At 59.3% G+C, this 16,888-nt stretch carries 11 protein-coding genes, 1 tRNA gene and 1 pseudogene; 6 read left to right on the top strand and 7 right to left on the bottom strand.

Annotation, left to right across the window (positions count from 1 at the left end):
- Positions 1-155: 155 nt before the first annotated feature.
- Positions 156-232: transfer RNA gene (locus BN1135_RS18510), tRNA-Met, on the bottom strand.
- Between the two features lie 197 nt (positions 233-429).
- Between BN1135_RS18510 and glgX the strand changes: the two genes are divergently transcribed.
- Positions 430-2,493, top strand: a complete 2,064-nt coding sequence (gene glgX / locus BN1135_RS18505; protein WP_042023682.1) for a glycogen debranching protein GlgX — start codon at positions 430-432, stop codon at positions 2,491-2,493.
- Positions 2,494-2,568: 75 nt separating this feature from the next.
- Here the strand turns inward: glgX and BN1135_RS18500 are convergent, their stop codons facing one another.
- Positions 2,569-3,288: a hypothetical protein gene (locus BN1135_RS18500; protein ID WP_042023679.1), complete on the bottom strand. Its 720-nt coding sequence runs from the start codon at positions 3,286-3,288 to the stop codon at positions 2,569-2,571.
- A 164-nt stretch (positions 3,289-3,452) separates the two neighbouring features.
- A complete protein-coding gene (locus BN1135_RS18495) occupies positions 3,453-5,090 on the bottom strand; it encodes an ATP-dependent endonuclease (RefSeq protein WP_042023677.1) in 1,638 nt (545 codons plus the stop codon).
- A 585-nt stretch (positions 5,091-5,675) separates the two neighbouring features.
- On the opposite strand from BN1135_RS18495, the gene BN1135_RS18490 reads away from it, so the two are divergent.
- Complete coding sequence (locus tag BN1135_RS18490; RefSeq protein WP_042023675.1) at positions 5,676-6,542, top strand: LysR family transcriptional regulator; 867 nt, start codon at positions 5,676-5,678, stop codon at positions 6,540-6,542.
- Between the two features lie 76 nt (positions 6,543-6,618).
- On the opposite strand, the gene BN1135_RS18485 is transcribed toward BN1135_RS18490, so the two are convergent.
- The 4 genes from BN1135_RS18485 to BN1135_RS18470 all read right to left on the bottom strand — a co-directional run bounded on the left by BN1135_RS18485 (position 6,619) and on the right by BN1135_RS18470 (position 11,554).
- A complete protein-coding gene (locus BN1135_RS18485; protein WP_021231324.1) occupies positions 6,619-7,395 on the bottom strand; it encodes a TSUP family transporter in 777 nt (258 codons plus the stop codon).
- A gap of 203 nt (positions 7,396-7,598) precedes the next feature.
- On the bottom strand, positions 7,599-8,363 hold the full coding sequence (locus BN1135_RS18480; RefSeq protein WP_042023671.1) for a tRNA-uridine aminocarboxypropyltransferase: 765 nt from the start codon (positions 8,361-8,363) through the stop codon (positions 7,599-7,601).
- Between the two features lie 179 nt (positions 8,364-8,542).
- Entirely contained in the window at positions 8,543-9,754 is a 1,212-nt protein-coding gene (locus BN1135_RS18475; RefSeq protein WP_042023669.1) for an ROK family transcriptional regulator, read from the bottom strand.
- Between the two features lie 132 nt (positions 9,755-9,886).
- Positions 9,887-11,554, bottom strand: a complete 1,668-nt coding sequence (locus BN1135_RS18470) for a methyl-accepting chemotaxis protein (RefSeq protein ID WP_042023667.1) — start codon at positions 11,552-11,554, stop codon at positions 9,887-9,889.
- A 123-nt stretch (positions 11,555-11,677) separates the two neighbouring features.
- Between BN1135_RS18470 and BN1135_RS18465 the strand changes: the two genes are divergently transcribed.
- From BN1135_RS18465 to glpC, 4 genes and pseudogenes are all read left to right on the top strand, one after another.
- Positions 11,678-12,133, top strand: coding sequence for a YchJ family protein (locus BN1135_RS18465; protein WP_082186842.1), 456 nt, complete (start codon positions 11,678-11,680; stop codon positions 12,131-12,133).
- 244 nt (positions 12,134-12,377) lie between these two features.
- Positions 12,378-14,049: pseudogene (gene glpA / locus BN1135_RS18460) on the top strand (anaerobic glycerol-3-phosphate dehydrogenase subunit A); the annotation flags it as partial.
- Positions 14,042-15,319, top strand: coding sequence for a glycerol-3-phosphate dehydrogenase subunit GlpB (gene glpB, locus BN1135_RS18455; protein ID WP_042023663.1), 1,278 nt, complete (start codon positions 14,042-14,044; stop codon positions 15,317-15,319). The pseudogene glpA and the gene glpB, both read left to right, overlap by 8 nt.
- A 103-nt stretch (positions 15,320-15,422) precedes the next feature.
- Positions 15,423-16,625 carry an anaerobic glycerol-3-phosphate dehydrogenase subunit GlpC gene (gene glpC / locus BN1135_RS18450; RefSeq protein ID WP_042023660.1) on the top strand — a complete coding sequence of 401 codons (1,203 nt, stop codon included), beginning with the start codon at positions 15,423-15,425 and terminating at the stop codon, positions 16,623-16,625.
- The last annotated feature ends 263 nt before the right edge of the window (positions 16,626-16,888 follow it).

Below are 16,888 nucleotides of genomic sequence, written 5' to 3'. Positions count from 1 at the left end.
TGTTTGAACTGACGACCTTCGGGTTATGAGCCCGACGAGCTACCGAGCTGCTCCACCCCGCGTCCGAAATTTTCTCGAAGTGGCCGAGCAGTAGCCAGTTCGATTTTTCTCTTTCTCATCCCCATTAACCGGTTTGAAAAAGTAAGAAACTCAGATGGTTGCGGGGGCCAGATTTGAACTGACGACCTTCGGGTTATGAGCCCGACGAGCTACCGAGCTGCTCCACCCCGCGTCTGAGGTGGCCAATAATAGGCGCCAGCGCACAGAATGCAAGTAATTATATCAAAATAAGTTTAATCGCCGCTTAATCGGACAGACTGTGCGGTCATTATCAGCATCATGCTGTTTTTTCAGGCAATAGCGTCTGCGCGACGCATCCGGCACTACACTCAGTAAGGTGATCACTCCTTCATTCTGGGTAGGTAAAATATGCGCATCTCCGCCGGTCATTGCCGTCAGTTGGGGGCCACACCCGACAGCCACGGCGTCAACTTCGCGATCTGGGCCCGGTTGGCCAGCCGGGTTGAGTTACTGCTGTTCGCCAGCGAGGATGACAGTAACCCGGAGGTGATCCTGCTATCCCCCCGCCGCAATCGGACCGCCTACTATTGGCATGTCTATATTGAGGGGCTGCCGATAGGTCAGCGTTACGCCTATCGTATCCAGGGACCGTGGCGCCCCTACTGTGGCACCCGCTTTGATGCGGAGAAAGTGCTGCTTGACCCCTATGCCCGCCGCATTGAACTTGGCCCCAATTACGATCGGTGGGCTGCGGCACGCCCAGGCAGCAATATCGGCTGCTGTGCCAAAAATCGAGTGGTCGATACCCGTGATTACGATTGGGAAGAGGATAAATTACCCGCCCACTCACTCTCCCGCTCGGTGATCTATGAGCTTCATCTGGGGGGATTTACCAATTCACCAAGCTCGGGAGTGGACCCGGCACTGCGCGGCACCTATCTGGGGCTTATCGAGAAGATCCCCTATCTGCAGTCGCTGGGTATCACCGCCGTTGAGCTACTCCCCATCTTCCAGTTTGACCCCCAAGATGCGCCCAAGGGACTCTCCAACTATTGGGGCTATAGCCCGATGTCCTTTTTCGCCCCGCACGCGCAATACGCCTGCGGCGATGATCCTCTCACCGAATTTCGCGACATGGTAAAGGCGCTGCACCGGGCCAATATCGAGGTGATCCTGGATGTGGTTTATAACCATACCGCCGAAGGAGGGGATGATGGCCCTATCTTTTCGTTTCGCGGTATCGACAACGAGGCCTACTACATCCTCGACAACAACCAGAAAGACACTAACTACTCCGGCTGCGGCAACACCTTTAACGGCGCCCACCCGGTGGTGCTGCGGATGATCATGGACAGCCTCCACTTCTGGCGTCAGGAGATGCACGTCGACGGCTTCCGTTTTGATCTGGCCGCGATCTTGTCACGGGATGAATCAGGTCAACCCCAGGCCAATGCGCCCACCTTGCGCACCATCGACACCGACCCCAATATCGCTGACATCAAACTGATTGCCGAAGCCTGGGATGCAGGGGGGCTCTATCAGGTGGGGTCGCTCGCCGGCGCCCGCTGGCGTGAGTGGAATGGGCAGTTCCGCGATGATGTGCGCTGCTTTTTGCGCGGCGATGAGAACAGTGTCACCACCTTTGTCGAGCGGCTGTGCGGCAGCCCCGACATCTACCACTATCACCACGCGGATCCCGAAAAAAGCATTAACTTCGTCACCTGCCACGACGGCTTTACCCTGTGGGACTGGGCCAGTTACAACGGTAAGCACAATAAGGCGAATGGCGAGGATAACCGTGATGGTTGCGATCACAATTTCAGCTGGAATCATGGCCATGAAGGGGTGAGCGTGGATCCGCAGATCAATGCCCTGCGGATGCGCCAATCCAAAAATATGATGGTGGCGACCCTGCTCTCGGTCGGATCCCCCATGCTGTTGATGGGGGATGAGCTGTTGCGAACCCAGCACGGCAACAATAATGGCTACTGTCAGGATAACGCCACCTGCTGGATGGACTGGCAGCCCAACGCTCGCAGTCAGGAGATGTTCCGCTTTATGAAGGAGCTGATCCAGTACCGCAAGCATCTGTTCCAGCGCCCGGAACAGGAGAGCATGCCGTTATCGCTCACCGAGATCCTGCGCCATAGCGAGCTCTGCTGGCACGGGGTCAACGCAGGACAGCCCGATTTTGGCCCCCACTCCCATGCTATCGCCATGTCGGCTCTCTCGAGCGAAACCAAGCTGGCACTCTATGTGCTGTTTAACGCTTACTGGGAGCCCCTGACCTTCAACCTGCCCAGCCCACCTAAAGGTGTGGGTGGTTATTGGCGACGGATCCTCGATACAGCCCTGCCCTCGCCACAGGACATCTGCACCTTCGGCATGCCGCTTGAAGGGTTGACCCGGGAGTATCTGGCCCAGCCGCGCAGCAGTTGCCTCTTTATCTGTGGGGCCGATGACTTCTATTGATACCTGCAATACCGAGAGCCAGATATGCAAAAGCCCCGAGTGTTGGCTCGGGGCTTTCTCTTTTCAGCGCAGGTGTCAGATCAGTTGGTGCCACACACTGGTGGCGGCGATCTGGGCGATTAACAGACCGCACAGAACGGTCGATACCACCACCGGGGCCGTCTCCCGCTGCAGATAGAGCGGGCTGAACCAGAGCAACAGAGAAACCACCAACAAGCCGGCCTGAGTGAGTACCGCCGGGATCAGAGCATCAAGGTTGGCCGCCCCGCCTTGCCATGCCACCAACACCGCCAACCAGATCAGGCTGATAATGGCTCCCGCCAACCCAGCCAGAGGCAGTAAGGTGTTAAATGCGGTGAGGCGATGCCGAGCTCGCAGCAGCATCAAGTGGGCAAATGCCGCCCCCAGCATGGCCATCTGCAGCAAGCCACTGATCCAGCCCTGCACCTGCAACAACCCCACACCATACAGCGCCAGCGGCATGCCCGGTAACCAGAGCAGGGCCGAAGGGATAGATCGCTTGCCTTCCAACCGCGACTGGAGCAGCGACAATGCCACCCCGAGCACCAGACTGGCGCCGCCACTCCAGATAAGCCAGCTGGCCGCCTTTGCTTCAAGCGCCAGCATCAGCGACAGGGCAGTAATGACCCAAACAGAGAAGAGTTGCTGGGTGACTCTGGCCCGTTGTCCCGGGCAAATATCACCGCGCCACAACACGATACCGAGGGCGATCAGGGCGCCCAGCGCCATCAGCCCAGTCAGGGGGAAAAGCCAAAAAGGGAGTTGGACGAACATGACGCCTCCAGCAGAGTGTTTCGAAATGCGCCAACGCGGCGCCAAAGAGAGGCGGAGTATACCCAACCCCGCCGCTATCCCCAATCTCTGCAAGCAATACTGGAACCACTCACCCTCTCACCGCAACCTGGCGCGACAACAAGGCAGCACAGACTAACGTCCGCTTATCCCTGGCCTCGCGCCAGCGCAACCACCTTGGCAAACATCTGACGGATTACCGGTGGAATATGCTCGCCACCGAGACGCTCGGCTTCTTCAACGACGGCCAGCGCCATACCCGGTTTGCTGCGTTTATGGATTGCCTTGTTAATGATGTGACGGGCACTCCACATAGTGCGCCCCCCCACCCCCGCCTCACGGCGAAATACCGCCTCGAAACCATTGTGATAAAGGTAATGTTCGATGTCTGCCGCCGGAAGCTGGGTCAGTCTGTCCCGCTCCCGATCACCTTTTAACAAGGAACGGGCCGACGCCGCATATTTGAGCCCGGCTTCATCACCATCAGTCAGAAGATGCCATTCGATACCAAAATCCCGCGCAACCTTGATCAATGGCGACTGGCCACACTGGGCAAACTCGATGACCCGCACTCCCTCGGCCCGCAAGCTGTAACCACAGATCTGGGCCAACTCCGAGAGCAACCAGATCTCGGTCTCGCCCTCCACCAGCAGCCAACAGCGGGCAAACAGCGACATAGGGCGATTGATCCGTACATGGAAGGCAATTTTGCGCAAGTCATCGCTGCTATAGCGCTCTCCCCCCAGTTGCTGGCAGAGAATATCTTGCTGGCGCCGCACCAACCGGCGTACCTGATTAAGCGGCAAAGAGGAGAGCAGATCCCCCGAGTTGGTGGTGAGCAGCTTCTGGCCTGGCAATTGATCCAGCAAGCCCCACGCCAATGCCAGCATGGTCGGGTGCAGCCGACTTTCGGGATCTTCCAGGATCAGGATCGGCCGGGCCCCCTCCTCCAGCTCGCGGTTGCCCCGCGCCTGCAGCAAGGTCGCCGCCATCCCGGCCATGGCCAGTTGCAAAGCACGATTATCTGCATGGCGCAGCAGAGTGTGCAGGTTACCCGGATTACGCAGGGTCATAGGACGATTGACAATATCGCGCTGACTTCGTGGCTTATTTTTCATCGGAGCTAGTGCATTAAAGTAGTGATCCATCAGCTGACGCACCGCCTGCAGTGCTTCCTTCAGCTCGGGTTCACCGATCCGCTGGGGCTCGTCAATCAGCTTGTCGGCCAACTCGCTTAACCGTTGCTCCGACAGGTCTCCCCACGCCACAGTCTCCACTCCGTTGCGCGTGCTGCGCGCGTCGCGCAGACGAAAGACCGGGTTCATGGTGATCAGCAGAGTGACCAGCTCATCCGCATTGGCGATGGGCAGGATTTTACCTGTTCCGTCGAGAAAATCATGGAGCGTCAGAATGGAGCCATCGGCTTGCAACTCCGCGCTGGCACGATAGTGAATACGGTGGAATTTATCTTTATGCAGCACCCAGGAGGGACGAAGGCGGGCCAAACGATGGGAGTGCTGACACACCTGGGGTCTGTGCTCACTGAAGGTGAGCACCAGTTGCAAGTGACGTGTCGGCGCTAGCTCGGGATCTTCCGGCTGATGGAAATCCTCGGCGGTAAATTGGTAGGGCTCGGCATTTTGCCCCAGCAGGCACCAGAGGGCGCGCAACAGGCTTGATTTGCCCCAGGTATTTTCACCAATCAGCACCGTTGTCTGATCGAGCCCGAGCGACAGGCGATTAATCCCGCGAAAACCTTTTACTTCAATACGTTCCAGAAACATCCAGCCATGTCCACATCATTGTGATGGGGCAATAGTGGCAAAGTTAGCGGAAAAATCCTATCGGATGCTGGGCTTTTTCAACGTGAACTGTGAGGCACTGCAGGTTCGGGCGGGGTGACGACAGCGGTGCGATCTTGGGGGGCATTCCAGTGGCTGAACCAGAGATGGCGGGTACGAATTTGACGTTTGCGATAATTCAATGGGCATTCCTTTCAAAATATAAGTGGTCAAGAGTACACCTCTTTTGCTCAAAGTCTCAGGGTTATCTGTGACAGAAAGATGACAATGGCGCACACAGCTGTCCCGGCGTAGTAGCAACGGCTGCGCGAAAACGGTTGCTAGCAAGAGGTGGGATGACGCGCGCAAGCCGGTTGCTCATCATAGCCTGCGCTTTAATGCACCATCGGTCTGGCAAGCCACTTGGTGTGGCTGGTGATCAGCATCATCGGTAACTTGATGATCTTGGCGTTACCCCTCAAGCCGTGGCGAGTTCACCCGACCAAGGCAGCAAATGACCCTTGATCCTGAGGCAGGCAGCCCCTAAGGTAGCGCACATTCAATAAGTAACGATGGCAAGGGGACTCTATGTTACTGGAAGGACTGGAGACGCTCAGCTTGCTGGCGAGCGAAGGGACCATGGCCAAGGTAGCCAGCCGTCTCTATATCAGCCAGTCGGCGGTGAGCAAGCGTATTGCCCAGCTGGAGCTTCGCCTTGGCAAAAAACTGATCGAACCGGATGGGCGCCAGATCCGGCTCACCCCGCAGGCGCAGGAGCTGCTGGAACGGCTCGCGCCCAGCCTTGCCGAGATGAAGGGGGTGCTGGCGGACAGCCAGACCCTGTTCGATCAGACCCCTCTTCCCATCGCCTGCTCCGAAACCCTGCTGGCAGGCTACCTTGCCCGCTTTATGCACGACTATCTGGCTCAGGATCCCCATCTGGCCCTCTCCACCCATCACACGCCGGTGATCCTGACCAGGGTGCGCAGTGGCGAAGCCCTGCTCGGGATCTGTGCCGGTCGCCTGCCACCGGGCCACGGACTCGATGCCGAACTGCTGCTGGAGGAGCCATTCTATCTGGTGGGTAACGAACCGAATCCAAAGCGGCCAACCACTGCGGGGGCAATGCGCAAGATCCTCACCATGGATCTGGAGAACCCGGCCAACCGCTACCTGCGCGAGCCACTGGCGGAGAGGGGACTAGAGCCCGCCATGGAGCTCGACTCCTACTTGGCGTTGATCGAGCTTGCCAAGGCCGGGATGGGACCCGTGCTGTTACCCGCAGGCCTGCTGGCGTTGGTGGGAGAACAGGGAGAGATGGCATGCCCGCTGCCTGGATTGGGGCGCCCGCTCTATCTGGTTTATCGACAGAACAGTCTCAAGCGCGAGCGGATCGCCCGGCTGGTCAGCGCCCTGCACCAACACTTTCGCCACTACAACGACACGCCGCGCTAGTTGTGTAAACCCGCCAGAGGTGACAACGGGGCCCAAAGGCCCCGTTAAAGTCCGCGTTGTCGCGAACAAGCGCGCATCAAATCCAGGCAAACAGCTCGGGGTACTGACTCCAGACCAGCTTGGCAGACATCAGCAAGGAGACGGTCACCAACAGTGGCTTGATCAGCTTCACTCCTTGCTTGAGCACCATCTTGGAGCCGAAACGGGCGCCGATAAACTGCCCCAGCGCCATGCAGAAGCCGACACTCCACACCACCTTGCCACCGAGGGCAAAGAACAGCAGGGAGGCAATATTCGAGGTGAAGTTGAGCAACTTGGTGTGAGCGGTGGCACGCGCCATGCCAAAGCCTGCAAGCGCCACGAAACCGATGGCGAAAAACGATCCTGTGCCCGGCCCGAAGAAGCCGTCATAAAAGCCGACCCCGCCCCCCACCAGCAACGCAAACAGCATGGGTGTAAGACGGCGAGAGCTCTCGGCATCGCTCACCCGCGGCGAGAAGTAGAAGTAGCAGGCAAAGGCCATCAGCAGGAAAGGGAGCAGGCGCTCGAGAATGGCGGCGTCGATGGTCTGTACCGCCAGCGTGCCGATGGCCGCACCGATAAAGGTGCAGATCACCGCAGGCCAGATCATGGCCCACTCCAGCAACCCCTTGCGGGCATAGAACCAGGTGGCGGAGAAGGAGCCGAAACTGCTCTGCAACTTGTTGGTGCCGAGCACCAGCGCGGGCGGCATGCCGGTGGCGAGCAGGGCTGGCACCGTCAGCAGGCCACCGCCACCGGCGATGGCATCGATAAAACCGGCGACAAGCGCCACACCGAACAGGGCAAACAGGGTAACCAGTTCCAATTCCATCCATAGACCTCACGGGATTGAGTTGCCCGAAAGGGTCAGGCAACCGGGATCATAAAAACAGCGTTTACAAGGTGCTGCAGCTGAGAACCGCTATCCTACTGAGCAACAGTTGATGAGACTAACGAAACAATGGCAGCCAATTGATTCCATATTCTCATCAATTAACCCTGTAACGTTCCTGCCAGCACCAACTGCCAGCACGATTAATCAGCGCTATCCGTCAGATCGTCCTGACCACCCTGTTTGATAAAGGCCAGCGCCTGCTGCAAGTGGCGTTCATCGTCACCGGGGCTACGACTGACCCGACCTGCCATATAACGGCGACTAAAAAGATTGAACCAGAGCTGCAACGCCTGTCCGGCCTGCAACTCCCCCGCCACTTCCAGCACGCAGGCAGCCACTTCGGCAGTGCAAAGGTGCTCGTCACAGTTGGCCACCCGCATGCCGTAGGTGGAGAGCGCATCAGGCTTGATGGCAAGCACCGGGAAGCCATCCAGATAGGGGCTCATGTTAAACATCTTGCGCGCCTCGGGCCAGGTGCCGTCGAGCAGGATAAAGAGCGGCTTTTTGCCGGGCGCCAGCGTCACCTCGCAAGTCAGGCGGGTAGGCTCCTTCTCGCAGGCGGGAAACACCACATAAGGCTGCCAGACCGGGTCAGCCAGCAAGGCCAGCAACTCGGGATGGGGCTGGGTGCGCGACCAGAGAAAGGCCCAGGTGGTATCCGGCAACACATCGGCAATCAGACGGCCGGTGTTGGAGGGCTTCATCGGCTCACTGTCATACATCAGCAGGCAGAAACCGGCCTCGGCTTTGAGCTCGGGGCGCCACTCGCAGGCGCACCAATCCTCCCGCAGCTGACAGGCAGGACAGCGTGCCAGGGTGCCGCCACGGGCGAGGAACGGTCGGGTAGAGATACTCTTGCGCCAGGCCCGCAGGCGGTTGACGGCGTGATCAGGAACAGGCTTCATCTAGGTTCACAACTGAAGTCAAAACAGGGGCCAAAACGGCAACAATGCCAACTGCCATGGCTCCAAGGAGCCCAATAACAGGGGTGCCGCCAGAAAAGCGCAAGATTGTACCGAGTTACACGCTGGCGGAACAGCAATCCCTGCCCCTTTCGTCAGACACAGGGCCACACACCCTTGCCTTACGACTCCTGACAGCCGCGCAGCAGCTCCAGCAACAGGCTGCCATCACGCAGCGCCTTGTGCACCTGCACCGAGGTGGGCTTGGTGGGATCTTCGTAGAAGTGAGTGGATTCGATCTGCAGCCGCACCAGATATTCGGCAGGCAACTGGCTGGCCAGCGACTGGTGCAGCATGGGAAAGAGCAAGCGATCGGCGCGGGTGATCTCGCCCCCGAGCAGCAACTTGCCCGGATTGAGCAGGCAGATGAGGTTGGAGAGCACCTTGGAGAGGCGCCCCGCCGCCTGATGGAGAATATCCTGACAGAGGCTGTTACCCGCCAGCGCCAGCTCGCACAGCTCGCGGATGGTGACGCTGGGTGGCAGATCATGCTCCTGCATCCGCTCACGCAGATCCCGGTATTGCGCCTCCAGCGCCTGATTGGTCACCAGGGTGCAGGCACAGCCAAAGCCACCGCAGTAGCAACGCTGGCCGTAGGGCTCGAGCTGCAGATGGCTAAGATCCCCCAGCAGTGAATTCTCGCTCTCAATCAGCTGGCCATTGACCACCATGCCCACCCCGATGTCGTTGTGAACAAACACCAGCACCGCATCTGCGCAGTTTTTGGCCGCCCCCCATTCACGCTCGGCCTGGATCCAGGTCCGCACATCGCCGCTCACCAACACAGGTACATCGAACGCTTGTTGCAGAGTGGGGCCAAGGGGCCAGTTGCGCAGATCGTAGAAAGGAAAATGCTTGACCATGCCGGAGTGGCGTTCCACCTGGCCGGGCAGACAGAGGGCAATACAAGCCAGACTGAGGGCCTTTTTCGGCAGAAACACCTGGATGGCATGCACCAGACTAGCCAACAGATCGGCGCGCTCTTCCTCGGTGAACAGGTGGCGCTGGCGGGCCAGCGAGCGGCCGGAGAAGTCAAACAGTGCCATATCCACATAACCGCGACCAAGGCGCATCGAGAGAAACTGGAAGCGGCGCTCGTTGATACGTAACAGGGTCTGACGACGACCGCGCCCCACCGAGCTTTCACCACAGGTCACCACCAGACCGCCATCAAGCAGTTCACGGGTGATCTTGGTGATGCTGGCTGGCGAGAGGCCGGTCAAGCGGGAGAGATCGGTGCGCGACAGCTCCTTGTGCTCTTCCAGGCTGGCATAGACCAGGCCGTAGTTGAGCTGCCGGATCAAATCGATACTACCTTTCACGATCTCATTCATAGGGTATGGGGCAAAGGCTGAAAAAAAGAGGCCGCCAATTTTCACACATTATTGGTCAATACCCAAATAAAGAGCGGTCTGAACCGGGATTCAGACCGCATCTTGTGGCTAGTGTCACGAACCATCACAGGATCAGTAACGGAATTGCGACACCAGTTTGCGCAACTTGTCACCGGTATTGGCCAGATCGCGGGTGGTGCTGTTGGACTCCAGCGCGGCATCGGTCAGCTCGCTGACAATCTGCTGAATGGCCACCAGGTTCTTGTTGATCTCCTCCGACACCGCATGTTGCTCCTCGGCAGCCGTTGCAATCTGGATATTCATGTCGTTGATGGTACTGACCGCCATCACCATGCTGTCGAGGGAGCTGGCAATGTGACTCGCCTCCTGCACCGTCTCCTGGCTGCGTTCCTCGCTCGCCTGCATCACATCCACCGCCTGTTTGACGCCCCCTTGCAGACGCTGCAGCATCTGATTGATCTCCTTGGTGCTCTGCTGGGTACGACCGGCGAGCGAACGCACTTCGTCTGCCACCACCGCAAAACCCCGTCCCTGCTCACCGGCCCGCGCCGCTTCGATAGCCGCGTTCAATGCCAGCAGGTTGGTCTGATCCGCAATGCCACGAATAACCTCGACCACCGAACCAATCTTGGCGGTCTCTTGTGCCAGTTGTTCGATAACACCGGAGGCGGTATGCACCTCCCCCACCAACCGGTTGATACTGTTGATGGCGCCACTGACCACACCACGAGCGGCGTCAGATTCACGAGCGGCATCGCTGGTCGCTGTCGCCGCATTGGAGGCACTGGCTGCCACCTCCTGCGCGGTAGAGCTCATCTCGGTCACCGCGGTGACCACCTGATCGGTCTCACGACTATGACCCTGCATCTGATGATCGTAGTGTTCGCTCAGATGGTGCAGCTTGTCGACAGCGCCAAGCAGGTGATTACTGGTCTCTCCTACCTGACTCACCACCGACTGGATCCGCTCGACAAAGCGATTGAAGGCGCTGGCCAGTTGGCCAATTTCATCTTGGCTCTGCACCTTGAGGCGCTGGGTCAGGTCCCCCTCACCATTAGCAATATCGTTCAACGCCAGCACCGCATCCGCCAGTGGTTTGGTGACCCGATTGCCCACGATCACTGTCACCGAGAGGGTTATACCGAGGATCAACAGGATCACCAGCACGCTACTCTGCAGCGAGGCATGCATGTTGCTTTCACGCTGTTCGCGCAGGGCCGCCAGCTCATTGTCGATATCGTCGATATAAAAACCGGTTCCGATCACCCACTGGTATTTATCCAGCACCATGTTGAAGGCCAGCTTGGGGGCATCACGGCCGATGGAGGGTTTGGCCGTCCAGTACTCGGAGAACCCATCCCCCTGACGGGCCACCTTTAGAATGTCCTGGATCAGCAACTTGCCCTTGGCATCCTTGTCGTTCCAGCGGTTTTTTCCCTCCAGCTCGGCACGGGTCGGCAGCAGTACTGTGTTGCCCTCAAAGTCATAGACAAAGAAGTAGCCGTCACTGCTGTAACGCAGCGGCCTGAGCAACTCTTTGACCTTCTGACGATTTTCCGGTGAATCCGGCAGGGCATATACGGCATCGACGGCGGTTTTGGCCATCATGATGTAACTGCTGAGCAGCGCCTTGCGCTCCTTGATGGCATCTTCCCTCGCCACCACCAGCTCTGACTCCAGATCGCTTTTGGAGACCATGTAGTTACTGAGATTGACCACCAGGGCCATCAACAGTACGGGGACTGCACCCAGTAACAGGATTTTCTGCTTTAGCGTCATCTTTCACATCCTTGCAGCTGTTTTTATTGGAATTCCTTGCTTACTCATCAGTATAGGTGCTGGCAGGGCGAGCCCAGCTTTCGTTACAATTCCCTTAAACAAATCGGCCAGAATGTAAAAATCATGAATCTTTGTCCTTGCGGCTCAACCCTTTCTCTCGAATTGTGCTGTGGCTCACTTCACGGTGGCGCTGTGGCTGACAACCCGGAGCAGCTGATGCGATCGCGTTACAGCGCCTTCGTGCTCGGGCTGGGGGAGTATCTGGTCCATAGCTGGCATCCGGCCCACCTCGGCGGCCTCACCGCCGCAGAGCTCTCTCGCATCGACACTCAGTGGGATGGTCTAGAGATTATCGCCAGCCAGGGCGGCCCGGAGGATGAAACCGGTATGGTGGAGTTCAAAGCCTGGTTTCTGGAGGGGGATGAGCGCCACTGCCTGCATGAGCTCTCCCTCTTCGCGCGCAATCAAGGGCGCTGGGTCTACACCGAGGGGGAGCAGGATCCAGCCCCCCTCAAGGCGGGTCGTAACGATCCCTGCCCCTGTGGCAGCGGCAAAAAACACAAGAAGTGCTGCGGCTGACGCGTCACACACCGACCTGACTCGTCAAACAGAAACGAACAGGGGCATCCGATGCCCCTTTTTTGTGCCTGCCATCCGCTACCAGCCAGGTCACCGACGCGATAGCAGCGTGACAAATGTCACAGAATGCTCATTAACGCGCAAACAAATGCGCGTTTGCGAACACAAATTTGGCCCATATCAAACATTTCCACTCAGAAGTAGGCCACACTGGCCTCATCTGGAAGAGATGAGACGGGCAACAATGAAAAGAATAACCACACAAGTCGTCATCATAGGCGGCGGGGCCACAGGAGCCGGCATCATGCGCGATTGCGCACTGCGCGGCATCGACTGCATCCTGCTCGAGCGCGATGATATCGCCGCAGGCACCACCGGCCGCAACCACGGCCTGCTGCACTCCGGTGCCCGCTACGCGGTGACGGATCAGGAGTCCGCCCGCGAATGCATCCAGGAAAACCGCATCCTCAAGCGAATTGCCAGCCACTGTGTCGAGGACACTGGCGGCCTCTTCCTCACCCTGCCGGAAGATGACATCAATTTCCAACGCACCTTTATGGATGCCTGCGCCCTGGCCGGTATCGACACCCGCCAGCTGGATCCCCGCGAAGCGCTGCTGCTCGAACCGAATGCCAACCCGGCGATGATCGGTGCCATTCATGTGCCGGATGGCACGGTCGATCCGTTCCGCCTCGCCGCCGCAAACGTCTTGGACGCCAAAGAACATGGCGCCCGTATCTTCACCCACAGCAAGGTGCTGGGGCTGCTGCGCAGTCAGGATCGGGTACACGGGGTCAAAGCGATCAACACCCGCACCGGCGAAGCGTTCGAGGTAGAGTGTCAGGAGGTGATCAACGCCGCCGGCATCTGGGGCCAGCAAATTTGCGAATACGCCGATCTCGGCATCCGCATGTTCCCGGCTAAGGGCTCCCTGCTCATCATGGATTACCGCATCAACCAGCTGGTGCTCAACCGCGCCCGCAAACCGGCAGATGCCGATATTCTGGTGCCGGGCGATACCATCTCCCTCATCGGTACCACGTCAAGTCGCATCGATTACAACAAGATTGACCAGCTCACCGTCGATCCAGAAGAGGTGGAGGTGCTGCTGCGCGAGGGGATCAAGCTCGCCCCCATCATGGCCCGTACCCGTCTGCTGCGTGCCTACGCCGGGGTGCGCCCGCTGGTGGCGGTAGACGGTGACGAAACCGGCCGCAACATCAGTCGCGGTATCGTGCTGCTGGATCACGCCGAACGCGACGGCCTCAAGGGCTTCAACACCATCACCGGCGGCAAGCTGATGACCTACCGCCTGATGGCCGAGTGGGCCACCGATCTGCTGGCCAAGAAACTCGGCAACAGCAAACCCTGCCAGACCGCCGAACTGAACCTGCCCGGCTCGCGGGACCCGGAGAAAGTCTCGGCCCCCGGGCTCTCGGCCCCCGCTGAAGGTTCTGCCCAATACCGCCATGGCGAGCGGGTCATCGCCTTCTTCCGCGATAACCCCAAAGCCAATGCCCTCATCTGCGAATGCGAAATGGTCACCGCAGGCGAAATCGAATATGCCCTGCGCGAGCTGGATGTGGACAACCTCATCGACCTGCGCCGCCGCACCCGTCTGGGAATGGGCCCCTGTCAGGGCGAGCTGTGCGCCTATCGCGCCGCCGGTCTGATGCAGGAGTATGGCAAGGCTGACGGTCGTCAGGCTTGCGTCATGCTGCGCCAGTTCCTCGAGGAGCGTTACAAGGGGACCCGCCCGGTACTGTGGGGCGATGCCCTGCGCGAGGCCGAGTTTACCTACTGGATCTACGAAGGGCTGTTTGGCCTGGGGGAGTGGACGGCGCCACAACTGGTTGCCGAACCCCCTCGCGCCGCTGCAAGCCGAGACCACTCACAAGGAGAGCCGTCATGAAGTTCGACAATATCGTTATCGGCGGCGGCATGGCCGGGCTCTCGGCCGCCCTGCGGCTGGTGGAGGCGGGCCAGAAGACCCTGCTGATGGCCTCCGGCCAGAGCGCCCTGCACTTCTCCTCCGGCTCGGTCGATCTGCTCGAAAGCGAGGGAGATCCCCGCACCACGCTGCCCGCCTTTATGGCAGCCCATCCGGATCACCCCTACAGCAAAGTCGGGATGGAAAATATCGAGGCGAGCCTTGCCGATCTGCAGCGCCACTGCGCCGAGCAGGGATTGCCGCTGGTGCACAACGAGACCAACCACCAGCGCCTGACCCCCATCGGCACCCTCAAGCGCACCTGGCTCTCCCCCGATACCTGCGCCTGCATCACCGATGCCCCGATCCCGGATGCCCTGCTGCTCGCCACCATGGAAGGCTTTCGCGACTTCCATCCGGCGCTGGCCGCGGCCAATCTGGCCACCCACCCCCGCTTCGCCCACTGCCGCGTCCTGACTGGTGAAATACGCCTGCCACAGCTGGCGGAGTTCAGCCGCAATCCCCACGAATTTCGCTCCGCCGATATCGCCCGTTTGTTTGATAAACAGAGCGGGGGCAAACACCCGCTGGTGGCCGAACTGGCCCGCGAGATCAGCCGCATGGTACAGGAGAGCGGCGTGCCCGATTGCCGCCATATCGTGCTGCCCGCCTGCCTGTCGCTGGGTCTGGTCGGCCCCCGTCTGGCGGAGCTGGAGCAACGCACCGGTTGCACCATCAAGGAGGTGGCAACCATGCCGCCGTCTCTGATCGGCATGCGGATGCAAGAGGCACTCAAGCGCCGTTTCATGGCCCTTGGCGGTACCTTCCTCACCAGCGAACGGGTGCTGGGCGCCCGCTATGAGGGAGATAAAGTCATCGGCGTACACAGCCAGAATGGCGACGACCAGCTGTTTGAGGCGGACAACTTCGTGCTCGCCTCCGGCAGCTTCTTCAGTCGCGGGCTGGAATCCCGTCTGCGTGGCATTCGCGAACCCATCTTCAATGCCGATGTGCTGAGTCTGGAGGAGCGTGACGCCTGGGCCGGTCGCCGCCTGTTCGACCACCACCCCTTCATGGGCTTCGGGGTCAAAACCGACGACAAGCTGCGGGTACTGCGCGGCGGCAAGCCGCTGACCAACCTCTATGGTGCGGGCAGTGTCTTGGCCCACTACGACCCCATTAAAGAGGGCTCCGGCTCCGGTGTTGCGGTTGCCACTGGCTGGCAGGCCGCTGGCCATATTCTGGCTGGCGTCTGAGATGCCAACCCTCTGTTTTCTGACTGCGGGCAGAGCGCTGCCCGCTCGACAATCCCATTGCCGCATCCCTGTTGCTTTCAATCCGGCCCGGGAGGAGTAAATCATGCTACTGGATCACGCCAACCAAACTTTCGATCAGTGCATCAAATGCACCGTCTGTACCGCCTACTGCCCGGTGGCCAAGGCCAACCCCGCCTACCCCGGCCCCAAACAGGCGGGCCCGGATGGGGAGCGGCTGCGGATCAAGAGCCCGGAGCTGTTTGACAGCGCCCTCAAGCACTGCACCAACTGCAAGCGCTGTGAAGTGGCCTGCCCGAGCGGGGTGCGCATCGGCGACATCATCGCCAAAGCCAAAGACAAATACAGCGGCTTCAAACCGGGGATCCGCGAATTCGTGCTCTCCCACACCGATCTGATGGGCAGCATGTCTACCCTGATGGCGCCCGTGGTCAACTTCACCACCGGCCTCAAGCCAATGAAAATGGTGTTGGACAAGGCGCTGGGGGTCTCCTCCCACCGCGACCTGCCCAAATACTCCCAGGGTACCTTCCGCGGCTGGTACAAAAAGCAGAAGGCTACGCAGGCCAGTTATGCGCGCCAAATAGCCTACTTCCACGGCTGCTACGTCAACTACAACCACCCGCAGCTTGGCAAGGAGCTGGTACAGGTACTCAACGCCATGAACATCGGCGTGCAGTTGCTGGAGCGGGAAAAATGCTGCGGCGTACCGCTGATTGCCAACGGCTTTATGGACAAGGCCAAGCAGCAGGCTGCCTTCAATATCAAGCAGCTGGAGAACACCCTGCTGGGCAACGAGATGCCGCTGCTGGCCACCTCCTCCACCTGCGGCTTTACCCTGCGGGACGAATACCCCCACCTGCTGGAGCAGGACAACCACAAGGTGCGGGATCGCATCTCGCTGGTGACCCGCTTCCTGTGGAACGAGTTCTACAAAGGCAACAAACCGGCGATGAAGCCGCTCAATCTGCACATCGCCTACCACACCCCTTGCCACATGGAGAAGATGGGCGGCGTCATCTACACCCTCGAATTGCTGCGCGCCATTCCTGGGGTCAAGGTGACCGTGCTGGAGTCCCAATGCTGCGGCATCGCCGGCACCTACGGCTTCAAGTCGGAAAACTACGAAACCAGCCAGACCATCGGCGAAGGGCTGTTTGATCAAATTAACCGCCTGGCCCCCGATCTGGTGATCACCGATTGCGAAACCTGCAAATGGCAGATCGAGATGAGCACGGCATTTCGCTGCGAACATCCCATCCACCTGCTGGCCCAAGCGCTCGCATGAGATATGAGTACCTTGCGCAATGGCGCAAGGAGACACCGTCATAACAGAGTGCGGGCCTATGGCCTGCCCAGATAATAAAAGAGCCCCTCTTTGCACAAGAGGGGCTCTTTTATTGGGGTTCGATATCAACGCGCGAAAGGGCGTTATCGTGCCGATGTGGGCCGTGAACCAGACAGGATGAACCCGGCATGGTGAACTCAGCATGATGGTGACACCGCATCCTGGCACTGGCCTTTTTGCGGTTGTCTAGTCCTGAAATAGGT

It is taken from the genome of Aeromonas sobria (assembly GCF_000820145.1).
In the GTDB taxonomy this organism is placed as follows: domain Bacteria; phylum Pseudomonadota; class Gammaproteobacteria; order Enterobacterales; family Aeromonadaceae; genus Aeromonas; species Aeromonas sobria.
The sequence above is the reverse complement of the archived record's forward strand: the minus strand, read 5'-3'. Positions and strand labels throughout refer to the sequence as shown.